The following is a 3,585-nucleotide window of genomic DNA, read 5'->3' on the forward strand; positions in this document are numbered from 1 at the left end:
GCCCGGCCGCCCCCCGTCCCCTCTCCCAGCTCTCTTCGACACAGAAAGCGCAGACCGCGTGAACGGCACCCGCGTCCTCGTCCTCAACTCCGGCTCCTCCTCGCTGAAGTACCAGCTGCTCGACATGGCCGACGGCTCCCGGCTCGCCTCCGGCCTGGTGGAGCGGATCGGCGAGGGCCCGGTGGCCGACCACACGGCCGCGCTGTCGAAGGTCTCCGAGGAGCTGGCCGCCCAGGGGCTGGGCCTGGACTCGCCGGAGCTGGCGGCCGTGGGGCACCGGGTGGTGCACGGCGGCACCCGCTTCACCGAGCCGACGCTGATCACCGACGAGGTGGTCGCCGAGATCGAGAAGCTGGTGCCGCTGGCGCCGCTGCACAACCCCGCCAACATCACGGGCATCAAGGTGGCCCGGGAGCTGCGGCCGGACCTGCCGCAGGTGGCGGTCTTCGACACGGCGTTCCACTCCACGATGCCGGAGTCCGCCGCCCGCTACGCCATCGACACCGAGGTGGCCGACGCGCACGGCGTGCGCCGCTACGGCTTCCACGGCACCTCGCACGCCTATGTCTCCCGGGCCACCGCCGAGCTGCTGGGCAAGGACCTCGCCGAGGTCAACACCATCGTGCTGCACCTGGGCAACGGCGCCAGCGCCTCCGCCGTCCGCGGCGGCGTCTGCGTGGACACCTCCATGGGCCTGACCCCGCTGGAGGGCCTGGTCATGGGCACCCGCTCGGGCGACCTGGACCCGGCCGTGGTGTTCCACCTGGCCCGGGTGGGCGGCCTGTCCACCGACGAGATCGACGCCCTGCTCAACAAGCGCAGCGGTCTGATCGGCCTGTGCGGCGACAACGACATGCGCGAGATCACCCGTCGGATGGACGAGGGCGACGAGGCCGCGCGGCTCGCCTTCGAGGTGTACATCCACCGGCTGCGGAAGTACATCGGTGCCTACACCGCCGTGCTGGGGCGGGTCGACGCCATCGCGTTCACGGCCGGCGTGGGCGAGAACGCGGCGCACGTCCGCGAGGCCGCGCTGCGGGATCTGTCCGCGCTGGGCATCGTGGTGGACGGGGAGCGCAACGCCGTACGGGGCGGCTCGGCGCGGCTGATCTCGGCGGACGACAGCCGGGTGGCCGTGGCCGTGGTGCCCACCGATGAGGAACTGGAGATCGCCAACGAGGCATACGCGCTGGTCAACGCGTAACCCTGGGTTCTTCCCACAGCTCGAATATTCCGCTCCGAAACAAACCGATAGGATCGCCCTCATGCGCCGTTCCAAAATCGTCTGCACCCTGGGCCCCGCCGTCGACTCCTACGAGAAGCTGAAGACGCTGATCGAGGCCGGCATGAACGTGGCCCGTTTCAACATGAGCCACGGGTCCCACCCGGAGCACGAGGAGCGGTACCACCGGGTCCGTAAGGCGTCGGAGGAGACCGGGCGCGCCATCGGCGTGCTCTGCGACCTCCAGGGCCCGAAGATCCGGCTGGAGACCTTCGAGGACGGCCCCGTCGAGCTGGTGCGCGGCGACGAGTTCACCATCACCACCGAGGACGTGCCCGGCACCAAGCACATCTGCGGCACCACGTACAAGGGCCTGCCCGGCGATGTCGGCAAGGGCGAGAGCATCCTGATCAACGACGGCGCGGTGGCGCTCCAGGTGATCGAGGTCGAGGGCCCGCGGGTGCGCTGCATCGTCATCGAGGGCGGTGTGATCTCCGACCACAAGGGCATCAACCTGCCCGGCGTGGCCGTGAACGTGCCGGCGCTGTCCGAGAAGGACATCGAGGACCTGAAGTTCGCGCTGCGGCTCGGCTGCGACATGGTGGCGCTCTCCTTCGTCCGGGACGCGGCCGACGTGCGCGACGTGCACCGGGTGATGGACGAGGTGGGCCGCCGGGTGCCGGTCATCGCCAAGGTCGAGAAGCCGCAGGCCGTGGAGAACATGGAGGAGGTCGTGGCGGCCTTCGACGGCGTGATGGTGGCCCGTGGCGACCTCGCCGTCGAGTACCCGCTCGAGAAGGTCCCGATGGTGCAGAAGCGGCTCATCGAGCTGTGCCGCCGCAACGCCAAACCGGTGATCGTCGCGACCCAGATGATGGAGTCGATGATCAACTCCTCGCGGCCGACCCGCGCCGAGGCGTCCGACGTGGCCAACGCCATCCTGGACGGCGCCGACGCGGTGATGCTCTCCGCCGAGTCCTCGGTCGGCAAGTACCCGATCGAGACGGTCAAGACCATGTCGAAGATCGTCCAGGCGGCCGAGCAGGAGCTGCTCTCCCGGGGCCTCCAGCCGCTGGTGCCGGGCAAGAAGCCGCGCACCCAGGGCGGTTCCGTGGCCCGCGCGGCCTGCGAGATCGCCGACTTCCTGGGCGCCAAGTCGCTGGTGGCGTTCACCAAGTCCGGTGACACCGCGCGCCGTCTGTGCCGCTACCGCGCCCAGCAGCCGATCCTGGCCTTCACCACCGACGCCGCCACCCGCAACCAGCTCACCCTGAGCTGGGGCGTGGAGACCTTCGTGGTGCCGCACGTGAACAACACGGACGCGATGGTGGACCTCGTGGACGCCGAGCTGCTCAAGCTCCAGCGGTACAACGAGGGCGACACCATGATCATCACGGCGGGTTCGCCCCCCGGCGTGCCCGGCACCACCAACATGGTGCGGGTGCACCACCTCGGTGGCGACAACGGCTGACGGCGGCTGACGAGGCCGTACCCCGTACGCCCATACGCCTGCACGAAGGGGGCCCCCCCTGCGGGGGGTGGGCGCCCTTCGCCGTCTCCGGGGTCACCGGGCCGTGTTGTACAGCCGCATGCCGGGGACGTGGAGCGTGCCGCCGAACTGGCCGGCCTGGATCACCTTGGCGTCGGTGAAGACGGCCAGGGGGATGTTCAGCGGGGGCGGGGTCCGCGGGCTGAACGTCACCGGGAGGAAGCCGAAGAGCTTGCCGGAGATCTCCTCGGTGTACATGGTGACCGTGCCGCCGCGGATGGTGGACTTCGAACCCGCCCTCGCCCGCACATGGCCGGTGGTGCCCAGCGGGCCCTCCACCGACTGGTGCAGATCGACGATGTCGGTCTCCTCGGCGGTGAACTTGAGCACCTTCTTCACCCGGCCGCTCCAGGTTTTCACCTCGACGATGCCGTGGTAGTCCAGGCCGCGCAGGGTGAGGGTGGAACTCTCCAGCCGCCAGGGGGCGTCCGGCAGCAGCGGGGCGCCGGGGTCGAGCTCGGCGTTGGCGAGGGCCTCGGGGTCGGGCGTGGGGCAGGGGAACGGCCGCTTGCCGCCGTCCTTGTCGCCGTCCGGCTTCCCGTCCCTGTCGCCGTTCGCCTTCTCGTTCTTCTCGCCGTCCGGCTTCTCGTTCTTCCGGTCGGCCTTCCCGTCGCCCGGCCTGCCGGCCGCCGCGCCGTCCGGCGGCTTCGGTACGTCCTTGATGTCCTCGGGCCGCACTCCGGCCTTCTCGGCGGCCTCCCGGACCGTCCGCGCGGCCTTCTCTCCGTCGGCGCCTGCGGTGCCGCCGGCGCCACCGGACGGGCCCGGGGCGGGGGTGGCCGGCCGCGCGCCCGGCGTGCCGGTGCCCGGGGAC

At 71.0% G+C, this 3,585-nt stretch carries 2 protein-coding genes and 1 pseudogene; 2 read left to right on the forward strand and 1 reads right to left on the reverse strand.

Annotation, left to right across the window (positions count from 1 at the left end; translation table 11 throughout):
• Positions 1-58 precede the first annotated feature (58 nt).
• Together ACSNOD_RS29685 and pyk are read left to right on the forward strand one after the other, a co-directional pair.
• The gene (locus ACSNOD_RS29685) at positions 59-1,204 is read left to right on the forward strand and encodes an acetate kinase (RefSeq protein ID WP_436770175.1); all 1,146 of its coding nucleotides are present in this window, start codon (positions 59-61) and stop codon (positions 1,202-1,204) included.
• A gap of 61 nt (positions 1,205-1,265) precedes the next feature.
• Positions 1,266-2,693, forward strand: coding sequence for a pyruvate kinase (gene pyk, locus ACSNOD_RS29690; RefSeq protein ID WP_436770176.1), 1,428 nt, complete (start codon positions 1,266-1,268; stop codon positions 2,691-2,693).
• 93 nt (positions 2,694-2,786) lie between these two features.
• Here the strand turns inward: pyk and ACSNOD_RS29695 are convergent.
• Positions 2,787-3,585 (reverse strand): annotated as a pseudogene (locus ACSNOD_RS29695) (hypothetical protein); the annotation flags it as partial.

Origin of the sequence: Streptomyces sp. URMC 123 (assembly GCF_051386515.1) — a bacterium.
Lineage (GTDB): Bacteria > Actinomycetota > Actinomycetes > Streptomycetales > Streptomycetaceae > Streptomyces.